16 protein-coding genes are annotated in these 17490 nt (G+C 33.4%); 15 read left to right on the forward strand and 1 reads right to left on the reverse strand.

Annotated elements, in window-relative coordinates:
- Nucleotides 1–345, forward strand: a 345-nt coding sequence (locus BOW55_RS11215) for a hypothetical protein (RefSeq protein WP_164975026.1), incomplete at its 5' end; no start/stop codon positions are given.
- Nucleotides 346–485: 140 nt separating this feature from the next.
- On the opposite strand, the gene BOW55_RS11220 is transcribed toward BOW55_RS11215, so the two are convergent.
- Nucleotides 486–1235, reverse strand: coding sequence for a DeoR/GlpR family DNA-binding transcription regulator (locus tag BOW55_RS11220; protein ID WP_129024185.1), 750 nt, complete (start codon nt 1233–1235; stop codon nt 486–488).
- Between the two features lie 220 nt (nt 1236–1455).
- Here BOW55_RS11220 and BOW55_RS11225 point away from each other — a divergent pair, with 220 nt between their 5' ends.
- The 14 genes from BOW55_RS11225 (at nt 1456) to BOW55_RS11290 (ending at nt 17486) form a co-directional block, all read left to right on the forward strand.
- Nucleotides 1456–4518, forward strand: coding sequence for a SusC/RagA family TonB-linked outer membrane protein (locus BOW55_RS11225; protein ID WP_129024186.1), 3063 nt, complete (start codon nt 1456–1458; stop codon nt 4516–4518).
- Nucleotides 4519–4533: 15 nt separating this feature from the next.
- Nucleotides 4534–5811: a RagB/SusD family nutrient uptake outer membrane protein gene (locus BOW55_RS11230; RefSeq protein ID WP_129024187.1), complete on the forward strand. Its 1278-nt coding sequence runs from the start codon at nt 4534–4536 to the stop codon at nt 5809–5811.
- 248 nt (nt 5812–6059) lie between these two features.
- Complete coding sequence (locus BOW55_RS11235) at nt 6060–7631, forward strand: glycoside hydrolase family 10 protein (RefSeq protein WP_129024188.1); 1572 nt, start codon at nt 6060–6062, stop codon at nt 7629–7631.
- Nucleotides 7618–8940, forward strand: coding sequence for an MFS transporter (locus BOW55_RS11240; RefSeq protein WP_129024189.1), 1323 nt, complete (start codon nt 7618–7620; stop codon nt 8938–8940). The genes BOW55_RS11235 and BOW55_RS11240 overlap by 14 nt, the downstream gene beginning before the upstream one ends.
- Before the next feature lie 21 nt (nt 8941–8961).
- Nucleotides 8962–9303, forward strand: a complete 342-nt coding sequence (locus tag BOW55_RS11245; RefSeq protein ID WP_129024190.1) for a hypothetical protein — start codon at nt 8962–8964, stop codon at nt 9301–9303.
- Between the two features lie 27 nt (nt 9304–9330).
- Nucleotides 9331–9780 (forward strand): GNAT family N-acetyltransferase, encoded by a 450-nt coding sequence (locus BOW55_RS11250; RefSeq protein ID WP_129024191.1) that lies wholly within the window; start codon nt 9331–9333, stop codon nt 9778–9780.
- A 2-nt stretch (nt 9781–9782) separates the two neighbouring features.
- Nucleotides 9783–11396 (forward strand): glycoside hydrolase family 3 protein, encoded by a 1614-nt coding sequence (locus tag BOW55_RS11255; RefSeq protein WP_129024192.1) that lies wholly within the window; start codon nt 9783–9785, stop codon nt 11394–11396.
- A gap of 123 nt (nt 11397–11519) precedes the next feature.
- The gene (locus tag BOW55_RS11260) at nt 11520–12158 is read left to right on the forward strand and encodes a peroxiredoxin (protein WP_129024193.1); all 639 of its coding nucleotides are present in this window, start codon (nt 11520–11522) and stop codon (nt 12156–12158) included.
- A gap of 225 nt (nt 12159–12383) precedes the next feature.
- Nucleotides 12384–12692, forward strand: a complete 309-nt coding sequence (locus tag BOW55_RS11265; RefSeq protein WP_007805605.1) for a co-chaperone YbbN — start codon at nt 12384–12386, stop codon at nt 12690–12692.
- A gap of 110 nt (nt 12693–12802) precedes the next feature.
- On the forward strand, nt 12803–13060 hold the full coding sequence (locus BOW55_RS11270; RefSeq protein ID WP_129024194.1) for a hypothetical protein: 258 nt from the start codon (nt 12803–12805) through the stop codon (nt 13058–13060).
- Between the two features lie 374 nt (nt 13061–13434).
- Nucleotides 13435–13932, forward strand: a complete 498-nt coding sequence (gene tpx / locus BOW55_RS11275; RefSeq protein ID WP_089054576.1) for a thiol peroxidase — start codon at nt 13435–13437, stop codon at nt 13930–13932.
- A 13-nt stretch (nt 13933–13945) separates the two neighbouring features.
- On the forward strand, nt 13946–14320 hold the full coding sequence (locus BOW55_RS11280) for a diacylglycerol kinase (protein WP_089054575.1): 375 nt from the start codon (nt 13946–13948) through the stop codon (nt 14318–14320).
- A 15-nt stretch (nt 14321–14335) separates the two neighbouring features.
- Nucleotides 14336–16786: a DNA translocase FtsK gene (locus tag BOW55_RS11285; RefSeq protein WP_129024195.1), complete on the forward strand. Its 2451-nt coding sequence runs from the start codon at nt 14336–14338 to the stop codon at nt 16784–16786.
- Nucleotides 16787–16793: 7 nt separating this feature from the next.
- Entirely contained in the window at nt 16794–17486 is a 693-nt protein-coding gene (locus BOW55_RS11290) for an outer membrane lipoprotein carrier protein LolA (RefSeq protein WP_129024196.1), read from the forward strand.
- Nucleotides 17487–17490 lie beyond the last annotated feature (4 nt).

The raw sequence follows: 17490 nt of genomic DNA on the forward strand, positions 1-17490 counted from the left end.
ACAAAAACTTGCGATGGTAAATATATTTTTCATAAAGAAATTTTTGAAATTATGAAGCAATCTGATGCAAAAGCGAAAGAAAAATATCTTGCTTTTTTGAGGGAACATTTTCCGAAAATTGATGAGAATAACTCTAATCAAGAAATTAGAATTCAGGCATTATATTGCTATTATTCAACTAAACTTTCTCAAAATTTCGATTCATCTGATCTTTTTGTTTTTTTCCCAAGACTAAATGAGGACAAATTTGAAGAAGAATTTAAGAAAAATAATTATTACAACATATCTGATTTTAAAGAATTATATAAAGATACTAGATATGGAGGTGTAGGAGCTGCAGAATAGTTATCAAAGATTATTTGTAATATAAAAGTAGATAACTAGTTCCCAGGCTCCTGCGCAAATTCTTTCATGTGGCGGTATAGAAAATCAATTTTTGTATAATCAACTGCAACGGTTTAAGATTTTAAAAAGTCAATTACTTCTCAAAACAAACGAGCGCCGGCATCGGCAAAATTTTTAATTTTAGAACTATTAGGACTTAATTCAGTTACAATAGCATCTATTTGATTTAGATCGCAGACTTTATGTGGCATTTTGCCGTTGATCTTGTCTGAAGTTGCCAAGACAATAACTTTGGCAGAAGCTTTAATCATTTCTTTTTTAATAATCGAAACTTCGTAGCCCATTTCGGTAAGTCCTTGATTTACGTCGAGACTGCTCACACCCAAAAAACAAACGTCGGCTTTAATTTTTGACAGTACTTGCACTACGTCTATTCCTACGGTTACCATTGCATTTTTTTGCAATTTCCCTCCAATAAAAATCAGTTCTATATTAGGATGCTGAGATAACTGCATGGCTATGGGCAGACTATACGTATATATAGTAGCTGATAAATCTTTTGGAATAAGTTTACAAAAAGCTAAGTTGGTAGTTCCTCCAGTCATTATAATTACTTGTCCGTCAACTAAAAACGACAGGGCTTTTTGACCTACTATGTTTTTTTTATCTTCATTAACAATAGCAATATCAAACACACTGCTTGGCTTATCTTTTACTAGAAAAGCGCCTCCGTAAACTTTATTAATCAAGCCTTTATTATGCAATTCATTAAAATCTCTGCGTATTGTATCTTCAGAGATATTTAATTCTAAAGCGAGATCAATAGTATTGATTTTTTCGACATTCTTAAATTTATCCATGATAAATTGATGTCTTTCTCTTTTAAGCATCTGATTTTTTTTACAAATATAAAATATATTGCATTATTATGCACGTTTTAAGAGTGATAATTTACCAAACACGCTTACAAATCAGAAATAACGATTAAACAAAAAAATAAAATGCATTATTATGCATTTTGTATATAATAAATTAAATAAGATGCAAAAAATCGCATTTATTAAAAAATTTTTCTAAATTTAGATTCTATAACTAATCAAATACTGTAATATGAAAAAACTATTATTTATTTTATTTGGAACCATTTTGTTTGCGCAGCCCATATTTGCTCAGACAAAAACCGTAAGTGGTACAATTAAAAGTGAATCTGACGGACTTTCGCTGCCTGGGGTTTCTGTCTTAATAGAAGGAACTTCCAAAAGCACCGTAACCGATTTAGACGGAAAATTCAGCATTTCTGCAAATGAAAACGAAACATTAATTTTTAGTTTTGTTGGCTTTGGTACTAAAAAGGTCAAAATTTCCAGCGGCACTAGTGTAATTAATCTAAGACTGGCGGAAGAAACCAACACTCTTTCTGAAGTTGTGGTACTTGGATCTACTGTACGCGCTACTCGTAAAGAGTTAGGAAACGCTGTTACCAGTTTAAAAGGCGAAGACTTGATAAAAGCACAGCCAGGCGGACTTTCGACTGCATTGCAAGGTAAAATTGCAGGGGCTCAGGTTTCTCAAAACTCAGGTGATCCTGCCGGAGGTTTTAGTATTAAACTTAGAGGAACATCGTCTATTTTAGGTTCTTCGGATCCTTTGTATGTTATTGACGGAGTTGTTTTAAACAATGCTACAACAAACGTAACGAACTTAAATGTAACAACTGGAAACTCTAATATGCAGATTGGTCAAAACAGATCGTCTGATATTAATCCTAACGACATTCAAAGTATCGAAGTATTGAACGGTGGCGCTGCCGCTGCAATTTACGGATCGAGAGCAGCTAATGGTGTGGTTTTAATTACAACCAAAAAAGGTGTTGCCGGCGAAACAAGATATACTTTTTCTACTAGTGTAACTTCTAATTCAATTCGAAAAAAACTTGATCTGAATACTTCAAACAAACAGTTTGTAAATGCTTCACCTGCGTTATTCCCTATTCAAGGAAATCCAAAAAGTCCAACTACTGTAAATGTATTAGGAAGAGATCTTGAAACTAGAACTATAGATGTACAACGTTACGATTATCAAGATGACATTTTTACAACTGGTGTTGGAACAGATACTTATTTCTCATTGCAAGGCGGAGATGAAAAAACAAAATACTTTGCATCGCTTGGTTATTTGGTAAATGAAGGAATTATAAAAAATACCGATTTTAAAAGAGCGGGCGCAAAAGTAAGATTAAAACACGACTTTAATTCAAAATTATCTGCGACTGTTGGTTTAAATTACATTAATTCTGCTTCAAATGAAAAACCAGATGGAAACGTTTTCTGGAGTCCAATTAATGCTATAAATATTACCAATAATACTTATGATATTAATAAAAGAGATGTTAATGGGAACTTATTAGCAGTTGATCCTAATAGAGTTAATCCGCTTTCTATTATAGAAACGTTCAAAATCAAACAAAATACAGATCGTATTATTTCGGACTTGCAATTAAATTATGTTCCTTTTAAAAATTTCAATGCCGATATGATTTTTGGTATTGACAATTATAACCAAAGAGGAAATGTATTTATTCCGAGATATCCATATGTGGTTAATCCTGCTTATTATAATGACGGTTATGTTTCTGAAGCAACGAACAGAGTGGTTCAATTTAATAATGACTTGAACTTAAGATATCTTTGGAATATAAACGACAAATGGAAAGCAACAACTTACGGAGGTTACAACGTACAAACGTATCGTGATAATTTTGCTGCTGTTGAAGGACGTAACTTAAAACCATTTATTGAAACTATTAATGCTTTCAATACCTTGATTCCGGGTTCACCAAGTTCAAGTCAGTCAAAATACAATTTATGGGGTTTTTATCTTCAGGAAACGATTGGTTATAAAGACAAATTATACATTACTTTGGCAGGAAGACAAGATGCTTCAACTATTTTTTCTAAAGACAATAGATCTCAGTTTTATCCAAAAGCAAGTTTAAGTTATGTCCTTTCTGACGAAAAATTCATGGACGGTATTCATGATGTTGTAAGTTCAGCGAGACTTAGAGGTTCATGGGGAAAATCAGGAAGTTTAACAGCTATTAAACCGTATGCTCGTTTTACAAATTACTCTACAGGAACACTTTTAGGAAATAGTACTTTTACTATTGAAGGTTTCAAACAAGGAAACCTTGATTTAAAACCAGAACAAAGTGTTACTTATGAAATAGGTGGTGATTTTGGTTTTATAAAAGATCGTTTAAATTTATCGTTCAGTTATTACAATGCTGATATTGATGATTTGTTACTGCCTGTTCAATTAGCAGCTTCTGAAGGTGCAACAAATACAATTAAGAACATTGGTCAAATGAACAATAAAGGTTTTGAAGTAAACCTTAAATATGATCTTATCAAAAAAGAAAACTTGCATCTTGATGTTTTTGTAAACTACAGCAGCAACCGAAATAAAGTAACCGGCTTACCACAGCAGCGTTTTAAACTAGACAGCAATTTAGCCGGAGCACCTGTTTTTGTTGAAATGAACCAGCCAATTGGTATTTTCTACGGTACATACTTTGCTAGAAATGCAGATGGAAGCTTATTACTTACACCAACTGGTTATCCTCAAACTGAAAAAGGAGACGTAAATACTGGAGCTCCGCAAAGAGATGCTTCTGGACAGCCTACAGGAACAATTTTGAACAAACAAATTGGAAACCCAAATCCAGATTATATTATTTCTTTCGGAACAAATATTAATTACAAAAAATTTGGTTTATCTGTATTATTTGATGGTGTACAAGGCGTAGATGTTTTTGATGCAGATTATAGAACAAGACAAGGTGTGGGTTCTGGAACATTAGTTGCTAAAGAACTTAATGGAGAATTGCCTCGTGGATACATTTGGTCTGTTTACAACATCGAAGAATTTAGAGTTGTAGACGGAAGCTACTTAAAATTAAGAGAGGTATCTTTAAATTATTCTTTTGGAAAATTAAATAGTTTCTTTGATGATTTAGTGATTACTGCAAGCGGAAGAAACCTAATTTCATGGGATAATTTTACGAGTTTCGATCCAGAAACAAATTCTGGCGGACAATCTTCGGTGGCGAAATACAATTTTGGAACAGTGCCAATTCCTAGTTCATACTCATTGGCAGTAAAAGTTCAATTTTAATCAAATAAAAATATTATGAAAAAAATATTCATCCCTATAGTAGCCTTTGCAACACTTTTAATAAGCTGCAACGAAGAGTATTTAGATCCAACCAAACCCTCTCAGGATTTAGTTTTTGGTTCTAGAGAAGGAATTATTGGTGCTGCAAACGGATTGCAGCAACTTTGGACTATTGACAGAACCAGCCCTGTTTACAACACAATTACTGGAAACGGATTTACAACAAAAGAACTCCGATTGCTAAATGCAGGAAATGTTGACGAAGGTGAACTTTCTGTGGGCGGCGAAGTACTTTCTACTAAAAATAATGTAGTAAATAATCTATGGTCGCAATGCCTTGTGATTAAGTCAGAATCGCAAAAAGTTATTGATCATATTGATGTTTTAACTGCCGAAACTGAAAAAGCGAGCGTTCTCGTTCACGCTACTATTTTCAAAGCAATGGCAATAACTACAATGGTTCAGTATTTTCAAAGTGTTCCTCTAAAAACAGGAAAAAATGCCACTTTTGACACTAGAGCCGATGTTTTAGCCGAAGCTATAAAAATTCTAAAAGCTACAGAACCTCTTTTAGACAAAGCAACTGGAGTTACTGGTTTAGTAAGCACTGTTAATTACAAAAACACAGTCTATGCACTTTTAGCAAGAACTTATTTAATGGCTGGAGATTATGACAATGCCATTGCATATGCTGCCAAAGTTGATCTTGCAGTAAAATCTGTATTTGCTTTCGATCAAATTAGCCCAAATCCAATTGCTTATATTTCTATAACTACAAACAATGTATTTCAGCCTGTTGATTTAACATTAGGTCTGCCTGCTGCTTTAGCTCCTTCTAGCTCTGACGGAAGGTTAAATTTCTACATTAAACCAGGTTCAAATCCTACAGTTGCAACTGGCTTTTTTGATACTAATCTTAAGCCGATTCCTGTTTATTTACCAGGTGAAATGACACTGATTACAGCAGAAGCTTATGCTAGAAAAGACAATCTGCCTCAAGCTGTTATAGAATTAAACAAAGTTTTGACTAAAACTGCTGCCGGTGATACTTACGGAATTGGAGCAAATCTGCCGCCATACACGGGAGCACTAACAAAACCAGCTATTCTAACTGAAATTTATAGAAATCGCTGTATTGAAATGTATATGTCGAGTTTAAAACTTGAAGACAGCAGAAGATTTGATCGTCCAGGTGCTGGAACTCCGGGTGCAGAAAGAAACCGTAATTGGTATCCGTATCCAGATTCTGAAAGAAACAACAATACTAATACACCTCCAGATCCTGCAATATAAGATCTATTAAAATCGAGGCGTTTAGTTACGCCTCGATTTTTATCTACTAAATACATTTAATTTATTATCACAAAAACTAGTAATATCAAACAGTAATTGCCAAAAACTGAAAATCGGTAAAAACTGTCGTAAAAAACAAAAACCAATTGTAAGAAATCCGCATAAATAACGTTCAAATTATAATTTCTGAATTATTTATTATAATCCATTAAAAAAACTATTTTTGGTTTCTGTTAAAAAAGATTGAAATGCATAAAAACCAGCACTTACTGTTCTCTGTACTATTTTTATTTTTCTTCGGATGGAAATCCTTTTCACAAGAAAAAGTAATGCATCCTAAAAATGAATTTAGAGGTGTTTGGATCGCCACCGTGGTAAACATCGACTGGCCAAAAACATCAATTGATAATGTTGAAAAAGAAAAAGCTGATTATTTAGAAATTTTAAATACCTATAAAAAACTAAATTATAATGCTGTAATTGTTCAAATTAGAAGTGTAGGTGATGCTATTTACCCAACAGAACTAGCACCTTGGTCAAGATTTTTGACAGGAAAAGAAGGTCAAGCACCAAATCCGTATTATGATACATTGGCATGGATGATTGAAGAAGCACACAACAGAGGCTTTGAATTTCACGCATGGCTGAATCCTTATCGTGCCACTTTCGATTTAAATAAGCAGCAATTAAGTCCAAATCATGATCTTTTCAAACATCCAGAATGGATGATTGAATATGGCGGAAAATGGTATTACGATCCTGCTTTACCTGAAGTTCAGGAACATTTAACTAAAGTAGTTAAAGAAGTAGTTGATAAATATGATATTGATGCCATTCATTTTGATGATTATTTTTACCCGTATACGATTCCTGGAAAAGTTTTTAATGATAATGCTTCCTTCAAAAAATATGGTTCAGGCTTAAGCCGTTCTGACTGGCGTCGCGCAAATGTGAGCAACTTTGTACACACCATTTCTACTACAATAAAAGAAAGCAAACCGTGGGTTCAATTCGGAATTAGTCCGTTTGGCGTTTGGCGAAATAAAACACAAGACCCTAAAGGTTCTGAAACACAATCGACTTCAAACTATGACGATTTATATGCTGATCCTCTGTTATGGATGGATCAAAAGTGGATCGATTATATTTTACCACAACTATACTGGAGCATGAACAACCCGAGAGCTTCGTACTCAAAATTGGTAAAATGGTGGTCAGAGAACTCCAACAATACCGCTATTTATATCGGACACGCTTCGTATAAAATTAGAGGCGACGGCGATAAAAGCTGGAATTTTGCCAATGAAATTCCAACGCAGGTGGACTTTGCAAGAAGTTTCAAAAATGTTTCGGGCAGCGCTTATTTCAGCTCGAAATGGTTTATGAATAAAAACTTTGATGTAGCTCGAATTTTAGAAGAAAATCAATATAAATATCCTGCAATTCCTGCAGCCGTTCCTAATTTAAAACACATTATTATTGATACGCCTGTCGTTACTGAATTTGTAAAAGACAGTACAAAATATTCATTCAGCTTAAAAAATCCGCTTAATACAAATGTGCGTTATATTGTAATTTATGGCGGTGATCATATTTCAAAAGTTGACATTAATGATGCAACAAAAATAATCGACAAAGTAAGAGTTATTGAAAAAGATGGCGTTATTTCATTTTCAATCCCTTCTGAAAAAATCAGACCATACAAAGCCTGCGCGGTTACCTTTATTGACTATTACGCCAATGAAAGCACTCCAACCGCTGTTGACTTAAAAAAGAATTTTAAAATCTATTTACCTGCCCAACCTAATGAAAACAGATAATCACTCTCCTTGGTTTTGGATCCCACTTCTTAACTTCGCCTCTGGATTGCCATACGCCGTAATTATCTCTGTTTCGGTAATTATGTACAAAAACTTAGGAATTTCAAATGAAGACATTGGTGTTTACACCAGTTTATTATATCTTCCGTGGGTAATCAAACCTTTATGGAGCCCTTTTATTGATTTGACCGGAACCAAAAGAAAATGGTTTTTATCGATGCAGTTATTAATTTCAATTGCATTTTTACTCGTAGGATTTACAATTCCGCTCAATGGTTTCTTTATAATGACACTGGCTATTTTTTGGGTCGCTGCTTTTGCATCGGCTTCAAATGATATTGCCAGCGATGGTTTTTATTTATTGGTTTTACCAAAAGAACAGCAATCTTTTTTCCTCGGAATCAGAAGTACATTTTACAGACTTTCGATGTTAGCAGGAAATGGATTAATTGTACTTTTTGCAGGTTATCTCGAACATAAATATGGTGATAATACCAAAGCTTGGTCCTATACCATGATTGCTGTTGGTTTATTAATGACATTTATAACTGCTTACAACTTTATCTTCACGCCAAAAAATGAAATAAACGCATCTGAAAATGATAAAAAAGCACAGCAGCACCAAAGCTTTGCAACGGTATTTATCAGCTTCTTTCAAAAAAAGCAAATTGGTTTAATTTTGGCTTTTATCCTTGTTTTCAGACTTGGAGAATCTCAGCTGCTAAAAATGTTAAGTCCTTTTTTACTTGACGGAAAAGAATTGGGCGGAATGGGATTAGATACGGAAGCAGTTGGAATAATCTATGGGACTTTGGGTATTTTTGCTTTAACCGTTGGAGGAATTTTAGGAGGAATTGCAATCTCTAAACATGGACTTACAAAATGGATGCTACCTATGTTTCTTGCTATGCATTTACCTATTATTGGTTTTATTGGATTAGCTCATTTTCAACCTGAAGAAATCTTTCATCTGCATTTAAATCTGTATTTTTTCGAAATTAACTCTCCTCTAAATCTCTATACCTGTATAACAGTTGTTCTTGAGCAGTTTGGATACGGTTTTGGTTTTACAGGTTTTATGATGTATTTAATACATGTTGCCGAAGGAGAATCGAAAACAGCACATTACGCTCTTGCAACAGGTTTTATGGCTTTAGGAATGATGCTTCCGGGAATGTTAAGTGGGTTTATACAAAAATATCTAGGCTACGAAAATTTCTTTATCTGGGTATTATTAGCTACAATTCCAGGTTTGATACTTTCTAGATTTTTAGATTTCCCGAAAGATTTCGGTAAAAAAATAGAATAACCGCTATACCTTATAACGCCCATGGAAATCAATGAAACTAAACAGGCCGAAAGAAACCTGAAAGCAATTGAATTTGAAAAAGCTGGAGAAATTGAAAAAGCAATTGCGTTATACGAAGAAAATATAAAAGAAGGTTTTAAAGGAAATCATTCTTATGATCGACTTGCCGTTATTTACAAAAATCAGCTCGATCTAGACAATGAAATTCGGGTTTTAGAAAAAGCGATTATTGTATATGAAGCGATTACAATCGAAGACAGAATTGAAGGTTTGCCAAAACTTTTCCGTTTTAAAAACCGACTGGAAAAAGCAATTGAAACCAAAAAACAATTGACAAAACAAAAGAAAGCAAAACTAAAATAAAAGCGATTTTACACTATTTCAGAAATCATGATTACCATAAAACGAACAAATTCTGACGATATCGATTTTAAAAATCTGGTTGTTTTATTAGATCAGGATTTGGCCATTAGAGACGGCGACGATCATGCATTTTACAATCAGTTTAATAAAGCCGATAAAATAAAACACGTCGTTGTTTTTTATGAAAATGATAAAGCTGTTGGATGCGGTGCTTTTAGAGAAAAAGAATCAGATACGGTCGAAATAAAACGAATGTATGTTCATCCTGACTATCAAAAAAAAGGAATAGCCTCAAAAATACTGGCCGAATTAGAAATTTGGGCAGCCGAAGTAAAATACAAACACACTATTCTGGAAACGGGCAAAAACCAGCCAGAAGCCATCAACTTATATCAAAAATTAAACTATACCATCATTCCAAATTATCCGCCTTACGAAAAGGTCGATAATAGTGTATGTATGAAAAAGACTTTATAAAAATGAAAATCACAACCGAAGCATTAAAACAAAAAATTGGACAGTTCTTTTTCCCTGCCGTTTTCATCAACGATACCGAAGAAAATATTCAGGAAACAGAACGCCTTATAAAAGAACATAATATTGGCGGACTAACTTTTTTTCATAGTCGTGCAAGTGCAGCAACGAACTACGAAAGCAAGAAGAAAGTTGTTTTTAACGATGACAGCTACGAAAAAATTAAAGTCCTGATTGCTCGTTATCAAAAAGCGGCTTCTACTCCCCTCTTAATCAGTATTGATGCTGAATGGGGATTAGCAATGCGTATCGAAAAAACACCACAATATCCGTACGCCATTACACTTGGTGCTTTGCCAGCAAACAAATCTAAGTTAGTTTACGAAGTTGGAAAACAAATTGGATTAGATTTAAAAGCCGCAGGAATTCAGTATAATTTATCGCCTTTGGCAGACATTAATAATAACCCAAATAATCCGGTTATTGGATATCGTTCTTTTGGTGAAAACAAAGAAAAAGTAGCCGATTTCTCGATTGAATATTTAAACGGAATGTCAGAAGTTGGTGTTCTTGGATGCCTGAAACACTTTCCTGGACACGGAAATACGAATGTTGATTCGCATTTAGGTTTGCCCGTTTTAAAGGAAACTCTTGAGGAATTAATGGAAAACGAATTGTATCCTTTCATCAAAGGAATCGAAAATAATGTCGATTCGATTATGATTGGTCATTTGGCTGTTCCGAGTTTGAATGACGGAAAAGACACATCGGCAACTTTATCAAAAGCGGTTATTCAAGATCTTTTGCGTGATAAACTAGGTTATGATGGTTTGGTTATTTCTGACGCTCTAAATATGCACAGCGTTTCCAAACTATATGAAACCAAAGGACATTTAGAATGGGAAGCATTTAACGCTGGAAACGATGTTTTATGTTTTGCAGAAAATGTTCCCGAAGGAATCGAAGAAATCTTAAAAAATGCCTCACCAGAACGTATCGAAGAAAGTTTTAATAGAATTATGAAAGCTAAAGAAAAAGCTGGAATTTTATCTGGAAACACAGCTGTTTCAGGCGAATTAGATTTTGAAAGAACATCAGAATTAAATTTGCAGATTGCTCAAAATGTGATTACAAAACTTATTGATAATTCAAGTACAGAATTAGCTTTTGAAGCTCAAAAAAACAATAAACTTGCGAAACTAAGTTTATATAAAAATATCGAAAACAGCTTCTTCAAAACTTTAAATACAAAATTACCTTCACCAGAATTTGCTTTTGAAAATCTAGAGGTTTCAGATATCACAACGATTAAAAATCAATTAGAAAATTTTGAAACCATTATTATTTCATTATTTGTTCCAAAAGCAAAACCAATGAATAATTTCGAAATCGATACTGAAATTCTAGAATTGCTTTCTGATTTACTTCAAACCAAAAAATGTATTGTTTATGTTTTTGGAAACCCATACGTTTTACCAATAATTCCGAATCTTAAAAAGGCTTCAGGATTATTTCAGACGTATCAAGATTTTGAAGAATTTCAAAAAACAGCAGGAATTCAATTTTTAGAAAATTTTATCACCAGCGGGACTCTTCCTGTAAATATTGATATTCAATAATTTACAAACAGACATAATCAAAATTTATTAACTTATAAATTTTTATAATCACATCTTATTGTAAGAACCTGTAGTTATGCCCTACTTTTGCATCAAATAAATTTTTAACGTAAAACGAATATTATGTCTTTAGTAGGAAAAAAATTCCCAAGTATTGCAGTAGATGCTATCTCAGAAATGGGTGACAATTTAAAAATCAACATTTTTGAAGAAGCAGTAAACAACAATAAAAAAGTACTTTTATTTTGGTACCCAAAAGATTTTACTTTTGTATGTCCAACTGAATTACACGCCTTTCAAGCTGCATTACCAGAATTCGAAAAAAGAAATACTATCGTAATTGGTGCTTCTTGCGATACTAACGAAGTTCACTTTGCTTGGTTAAATACTCCAAAAAACAATGGTGGAATCGAAGGTGTTACTTACCCAATCTTAGCAGATACAAACCGTAACTTAGCTAACATTTTAGGTATTCTTGATATCGAATCTACAAGCTACAGCGAAGATACTGATTCAGTTATCATCGAAGGTTCAAACGTAACTTACAGAGCTACTTACTTAATTGACGAAACTGGAAAAATCTTCCACGAAAGTGTAAACGATATGCCATTAGGACGTCACGTAAACGAATACTTAAGAATGGTTGACGCTTATACTCACATCCAAACTAAAGGAGAAGTTTGTCCTGCAAACTGGGAAGCTGGTAAAGAAGCAATGTCTGCTGACAGACTAAGTACTGCTGAATACTTAAGCGCTAATTAAGCTGCTAAGATACTAAGGTTCTAAGATGCTAAGTTTTTTTAACTTAACTTTTGAATCTTAAACACATTCTACAATAAAAGTCAAGAGATTCTAAGATCACACTTAGATCTTAGAATCTTAATGACTTAAAAAAAAAATCAAATAAATCCACACAAAGTTATTCGGTTCAAGAGCAAACTTAGCATCTTAGAACCTTAGCAACTTAGTGTCTTAAAAATAAAACTTATGTTAATCGACTTAAACGAAGATACGTTAGCAGATTTAGTTGCTAAAAACGAAAAAGTAGTAGTACAATATTCAGCATCATGGTGTGGAAACTGCCGTATTATGAAACCAAAATTCAAAAAATTAGCCACAGAAAATGAAGCTATCACTTTTGTTTTGGTTGATGCAGAAAATTCTCCTGAATCAAGAAAGCTTGCTAACGTTAGTAACTTGCCAACATTTGCAACTTTTGTAAACGGACAATTAGTTGGAGAAACTCAAACCAACAAACAAGAAGTTTTAATCGATCTTGTAAACGCTATTGCTTAAATTTAGATTAATTAGACTGGCTTAGATTTTTAGACTTCTTAAATGTTGTCTACAATTTAAAAAAGGTCTAAGAAGTCTAAGAATGTCTAAAAATCTAAGAAGTCTAAATTATGAAATTACCAGTAATAAAGCACTTAACACAATTTATCGAAGAAAACGATCAGGATTATATCATTGAAACTATCGAAGTTCTAGAAGCTATGACCGAAATTCATTCTTTAAAAGATGAAGAATTAGATGTAATTGGCGAATTGATTTCAAATATGTATGGTGCTCTTGAAGTGCACAAAATGGTTTCGCAGGGAACTGATAAAAAAGAAGCTTTAAATGCATTCATGAAACGCGTTTTGGGCTCGATTGATAAATAATATCGACCTCTTTTTCAGAGAAAAAACAAAAAAACATGACCGAGAAAGCGTTTCTGAATAAGAGACGCTTTTTTTTAGTTTACAGTATTTAGTGTTCAGTCACAGTTTTCGCAAAACCTTTGTCAGGCTGAGCGGAGTCGAAACCTACACAAAGCAAATCGAAAAAGATGAGCAATTTAAATTGTGGAGCTACTTACGCGGGCTTCGACTCCGCTCAGCCTGACAAGCGTAATAAACCTAAAATTATGAGACAAATTCGTGAATTCGTGGCTATCCAAAAATCAACCTTAATCTCTCCTTAAACCCAAAACAAATACTTTTACATTCAAATATTAATCCTTACTTTTGAACCTCATTAATTTTAAACAAAAATCATGGCTTCAATAACATTAGGAGGTAATCCAGTTCATACATCAGGAGAGTTACCAGCAGTTGGTTCTAAACTTGCTGACTTCAAATTAGTTCAAAACGATTTATCAGTTGCTTCATTAAGTGATTTCGCAGGTAAGAAATTAGTTTTAAACATTTTTCCAAGTGTTGACACAGGAACTTGCGCAGCATCTGTTAGAAAATTTAATCAAAGTGCAAGCGATTTAGAAAACACAAAAGTTTTATGTATTTCTAGAGATTTACCTTTCGCTCAAAAACGTTTTTGTGGTGCAGAAGGTTTAGAAAATGTAGTTAATTTATCTGATTTTAAAGAAGGAAGTTTTGGTAAAGCAAACGGTTTAGAAATCGTTGACGGACCTTTGGCTGGTTTACATTCAAGAGCAATTATTGTTGTGGATGCTGACGGTACAATTACACATACAGAGCAAGTTGCAGAAATTGCAGATGAACCAAATTACGAAGCAGCTCTTGCTGCACTATAATATTTTCCTATAAATGGAGTTTCAAAAAGATAATACCTTTGTTACCGGCCGATTAAAAAGTATGACATATGCTTTTAATGGAGCTGTAAAACTTATAAAAACAGAGCACAGCATTATGGTTCAATTCTCATTGGGAATTATTATGACTATTGCTGGTTTCTATTTTCATATTTCACAAACCGAATGGCTTTGTCAAACCTTAGCCATTGGTTTAGTTTTAAGTGTTGAAGGATTGAATACGGCTGTTGAAAAAATTGCCGATTTTATTCATCCTGATTACAGCAAACGAATCGGTTTTATTAAAGATATTGCTGCTGGAGCGGTGTTTTTTGCCGCAATGACTGCAATAGCAATAGGCTTAATTATTTATATTCCAAAATTTACATAGGCAAGGAAAGCAAGAATGGCAAAAACAACCAAAAAGGAAACTGCAGACAAAAAAAACGAATCAAAAACAGAGACAATTAGGTCATGGAAATTTTCCAAACAACAAAAATTTGTTGTGGGCTGTCTTTTGGTGCTCTTTTCAATTGCACTATTAGTTGCATTTATTTCTTTTTATGTTAACGGACAATGGCAAGCAGACCAAAGTGCGGTCAGCCAGCTTGGAGATCGCAGCGAAGTTGTAGAAAACTGGCTCGGGAAATTTGGAGCATTTCTTGCTGACTTAATTGTTTATAAAGGTTTCGGAATTGCCTCTTTTATATTTGTACGTTTATTTTTTCTGACCGGTTTATTTTTAGCATTAGAACTTTCTACCAAAAAACTAAAAAATACTTGGTTTTGGGATTTATTTGCGGTTATAATCATTTCAATTCTATTTGGATTTTTCGCAACTTCGGCACCAGAACTTGGTGGAACAATTGGTTATGAATTAAATCTTTTCCTTCAAGACTATATTGGCAAAACTGGAACTTTATTAACATTACTTTTTGGATTGATTGTTTATTTAATTTTTAAAATTAAACTTTCCCCAGAAAAAATTCAATCTTACTTTGACTCTACTAAAAAAGAGTTTAAATCTGAATTGAATGCTATAAAACCGGCATCACAACCAGAGAGCGCTTACAATCTGGAAGAATTTGCAATCGAAGAAGATCCTGAATTAGATAATATTCATCTAAAAACAGACGATTCTAAATTCGAAATCAACAAAGAAGCCTTAAAACCAACTATTTCACATTCGTCAGAAATTGATTTAAATCCAGTTGTAAAACCAGTTCAGATGGATATTAATCCAGTAACTGTAACTGCTCCTGTTCATACTGAAGAATTTGTCATTGAAAAAGCCGAAGAAGAAGATATTATTGAAGAAAATCTAGCTTCAAGATTAGTTGCTGATTTTGGGTTATTTGACCCAACTTTAGATTTATCAAATTATAAATTCCCAACCATCGATTTATTAAAAGAATATTCGACTGGCGGAATCACTATTAATCAAGAAGAATTAGAAGAAAATAAAAATAAGATTGTAGACACACTTCGTAACTACAAAATTGAAATTGCGCAGATTAAAGCAACTGTTGGTCCATCTGTAACTTTATATGAAATTGTTCCGGAAGCCGGAATCAGAATTTCAAAAATTAAGAGTTTAGAAGACGATATTGCTTTATCATTATCTGCATTAGGAATTCGTATTATTGCTCCAATTCCAGGTAAAGGAACTATTGGTATCGAAGTTCCAAACAAGAATCCAACAATGGTTTCTATGAAGAGCGTAATTGGTTCAGCCAAATTTCAAGAAGCTGAAATGGAGCTTCCGATTGCTTTAGGAAAAACCATTTCGAATGAAACTTTCGTTGTCGATTTAGCCAAAATGCCTCACTTATTAATGGCAGGTGCTACTGGACAAGGAAAATCTGTTGGATTAAATGCTGTTTTAACCTCACTTTTATACAAAAAACATCCAGCCGAAGTAAAATTTGTGTTGGTTGACCCGAAAAAAGTAGAGCTTACACTTTTCAATAAAATTGAAAGACATTATCTAGCCAAACTTCCAGATACTGAAGATGCTATTATTACAGATAATGCAAAAGTTGTAAATACTTTAAATTCTCTTTGTGTTGAAATGGACAATCGTTATTCTTTACTAAAGGATGCAATGGTTCGTAACATCAAAGAATACAACGAAAAATTCAAATCAAGAAAATTAAATCCAGAAGCTGGACATCGTTTTTTACCTTACATTGTATTGGTTGTCGATGAGTTCGCCGATTTAATTATGACTGCAGGAAAAGAAGTCGAAATTCCAATTGCTCGTCTTGCTCAATTAGCACGTGCCATTGGTATTCACCTAATTATCGCAACACAAAGACCGTCTGTAAACGTAATTACTGGTTTAATTAAAGCCAATTTCCCTGCGAGAATTGCTTTTAGAGTAACATCAAAAATTGACTCTAGAACTATTTTAGATACGCAAGGTGCTGATCAATTAATTGGACGTGGAGATTTATTATACTCAAACGGAAATGACGTAATTCGTGTTCAATGTGCGTTTATTGACACTCCAGAAGTTGAAAAAATAACTGATTTTATTGGTTCACAAAAAGCATATTCAACAGCTTATTTACTTCCAGAGTTTGTTGGGGAGGAAACTGGCATTAATCTTGATATGGATATTTCCGAAAGAGACACCTTATTTAGAGAAGCCGCAGAGATTATTGTCAATGCGCAGCAAGGTTCTGCTTCATTACTGCAGCGAAAATTAAAATTAGGATACAACAGAGCCGGTCGTTTGATCGATCAGCTGGAAGCAGCTGGAATTGTTGGTCCTTTTGAAGGCAGTAAAGCGAGAAGCGTGAACATCTCTGATCTAAGTGCTCTTGATCAATTTTTTAACAATGAACAAAATTAATCCAATCATGAGAACAAAAATTCAGGAAATCAAGAACAATTCTATCACTAACGCGACTAAAAAGTGTTTTCAAATGGCGATCTTATTGCTTTTGAGCTTCACTTCTATTCAAGCTCAGGATAAAAAAGCCAAAGATTTATTGAACGAAGTGACTTCTAAAATAAAAAGCTACAACAATATTGTAATCGATTTTAAATATTCTTTGAATAATGCCAAAGAAAACATTAATCAAGACAGTAAAGGAAATGTAACCATGAAAGGAAATCAATATGTATTGAATTTTATGGGCGTAACTAAAATATTTGACGGACAAAAAACATACACAATTAACCCTGAAGACGAAGAAGTTACTATATCTAAAGTAAACGAAAAAGACGACAACGCCATTACACCTTCAAAAATGTTGACTTTTTTCAATTCTGGTTACAAATACAATATGGATATTGTGCAAAATGTTAAAGGAAGAAAAATCCAATACATTAAATTAGCCCCTACAAATGCAAAAGACCAAAGAAAAGAGATTCTTTTAGGCATTGATGTTCAAACAAAACATATATACAACTTAATTGAAACTGGAAAAAACGGAACAAAAACTACTTTAACCGTTAATTCTTTTAAAACCAATCAGCCTTTATCAAAAAATCAATTTACCTTTGTAGCGAGTAAATACCCGAAATACTACATCAATAAATTAGATTAATTAC

The organism is Flavobacterium sp. YO12 (assembly GCF_004119495.1).
GTDB lineage: Bacteria > Bacteroidota > Bacteroidia > Flavobacteriales > Flavobacteriaceae > Flavobacterium.

Bases quoted from the DNA above. Each gene is read 5' to 3' on its own strand.
- BOW55_RS11220 (WP_129024185.1), bottom strand. From the start codon at position 1,235: ATGCTTAAAAGAGAAAGACATCAATTTATCATGGATAAATTTAAGAAT.
- BOW55_RS11225 (WP_129024186.1), top strand. From the start codon at position 1,456: ATGAAAAAACTATTATTTATTTTATTTGGAACCATTTTGTTTGCGCAG.
- BOW55_RS11230 (WP_129024187.1), top strand. From the start codon at position 4,534: ATGAAAAAAATATTCATCCCTATAGTAGCCTTTGCAACACTTTTAATA.
- BOW55_RS11235 (WP_129024188.1), top strand. From the start codon at position 6,060: ATGCATAAAAACCAGCACTTACTGTTCTCTGTACTATTTTTATTTTTC.
- BOW55_RS11240 (WP_129024189.1), top strand. From the start codon at position 7,618: ATGAAAACAGATAATCACTCTCCTTGGTTTTGGATCCCACTTCTTAAC.
- BOW55_RS11245 (WP_129024190.1), top strand. From the start codon at position 8,962: ATGGAAATCAATGAAACTAAACAGGCCGAAAGAAACCTGAAAGCAATT.
- BOW55_RS11250 (WP_129024191.1), top strand. From the start codon at position 9,331: ATGATTACCATAAAACGAACAAATTCTGACGATATCGATTTTAAAAAT.
- BOW55_RS11255 (WP_129024192.1), top strand. From the start codon at position 9,783: ATGAAAATCACAACCGAAGCATTAAAACAAAAAATTGGACAGTTCTTT.
- BOW55_RS11260 (WP_129024193.1), top strand. From the start codon at position 11,520: ATGTCTTTAGTAGGAAAAAAATTCCCAAGTATTGCAGTAGATGCTATC.
- BOW55_RS11265 (WP_007805605.1), top strand. From the start codon at position 12,384: ATGTTAATCGACTTAAACGAAGATACGTTAGCAGATTTAGTTGCTAAA.
- BOW55_RS11270 (WP_129024194.1), top strand. From the start codon at position 12,803: ATGAAATTACCAGTAATAAAGCACTTAACACAATTTATCGAAGAAAAC.
- tpx (WP_089054576.1), top strand. From the start codon at position 13,435: ATGGCTTCAATAACATTAGGAGGTAATCCAGTTCATACATCAGGAGAG.
- BOW55_RS11280 (WP_089054575.1), top strand. From the start codon at position 13,946: ATGGAGTTTCAAAAAGATAATACCTTTGTTACCGGCCGATTAAAAAGT.
- BOW55_RS11285 (WP_129024195.1), top strand. From the start codon at position 14,336: ATGGCAAAAACAACCAAAAAGGAAACTGCAGACAAAAAAAACGAATCA.
- BOW55_RS11290 (WP_129024196.1), top strand. From the start codon at position 16,794: ATGAGAACAAAAATTCAGGAAATCAAGAACAATTCTATCACTAACGCG.